The following is a 1,134-nucleotide window of genomic DNA, read 5'->3' as shown; positions in this document are numbered from 1 at the left end:
CGAGGGCTTTACTAAGCTTGCCCCTTCCGCCGTTGTCATAATCGGTTATGGCATCGCATTTTATTTTCTTTCTCTGGTTCTGAAATCCATCCCTGTCGGTGTTGCTTATGCAGTCTGGTCGGGACTCGGCGTCGTCATAATTACAGCCATTGCCTGGTTGCTTCATGGGCAAAAGCTTGATGCGTGGGGCTTTGTAGGTATGGGGCTCATAATTGCTGCCTTTTTGCTCGCCCGATCCCCATCGTGGAAGTCGCTGCGGAGGCCGACGCCATGGTGACGGTGTTCGGCATTCTGAATCTCACCGAGGACTCCTTCTTCGATGAGAGCCGGCGGCTAGACCCCGCCGGCGCTGTCACCGCGGCGATCGAAATGCTGCGAGTCGGATCAGACGTCGTGGATGTCGGACCGGCCGCCAGCCATCCGGACGCGAGGCCTGTATCGCCGGCCGATGAGATCAGACGTATTGCGCCGCTCTTAGACGCCCTGTCCGATCAGATGCACCGTGTTTCAATCGACAGCTTCCAACCGGAAACCCAGCGCTATGCGCTCAAGCGCGGCGTGGGCTACCTGAACGATATCCAAGGATTTCCTGACCCTGCGCTCTATCCCGATATTGCTGAGGCGGACTGCAGGCTGGTGGTTATGCACTCAGCGCAGCGGGATGGCATCGCCACCCGCACCGGTCACCTTCGACCCGAAGACGCGCTCGACGAGATTGTGCGGTTCTTCGAGGCGCGGGTTTCCGCCTTGCGACGGAGCGGGGTCGCTGCCGACCGGCTCATCCTCGATCCGGGGATGGGATTTTTCTTGAGCCCCGCACCGGAAACATCGCTGCACGTGCTGTCGAACCTTCAAAAGCTGAAGTCGGCGTTGGGGCTTCCGCTATTGGTCTCGGTGTCGCGGAAATCCTTCTTGGGCGCCACCGTTGGCCTTCCTGTAAAGGATCTGGGTCCAGCGAGCCTTGCGGCGGAACTTCACGCGATCGGCAATGGCGCTGACTACGTCCGCACCCACGCGCCTGGAGATCTGCGAAGCGCAATCACCTTCTCGGAAACCCTCGCGAAATTTCGCAGTCGCGACGCCAGAGACCGAGGGTTAGATCATGCCTAGCATTCACCTTCCGGCCGCCCGCTA

Annotated in this window: 2 protein-coding genes; both read left to right on the top strand. The window is 59.7% G+C overall.

Features of this window, described 5'->3' with window-relative positions; genetic code table 11:
• On the top strand, positions 1-277 hold a 277-nt coding region (locus GF617_RS26885), incomplete at its 5' end, for a multidrug efflux SMR transporter (RefSeq protein ID WP_017900405.1).
• Complete coding sequence (gene sul1, locus GF617_RS26880; protein ID WP_000259031.1) at positions 271-1,110, top strand: sulfonamide-resistant dihydropteroate synthase Sul1; 840 nt, start codon at positions 271-273, stop codon at positions 1,108-1,110. The genes GF617_RS26885 and sul1, both read left to right, overlap by 7 nt.
• The last annotated feature ends 24 nt before the right edge of the window (positions 1,111-1,134 follow it).

The organism is Lelliottia sp. RWM.1 (assembly GCF_016859735.1).
In the GTDB taxonomy this organism is placed as follows: Bacteria; Pseudomonadota; Gammaproteobacteria; order Enterobacterales; family Enterobacteriaceae; genus Enterobacter.
This window is presented reverse-complemented; position numbering and strand designations above follow the sequence as displayed.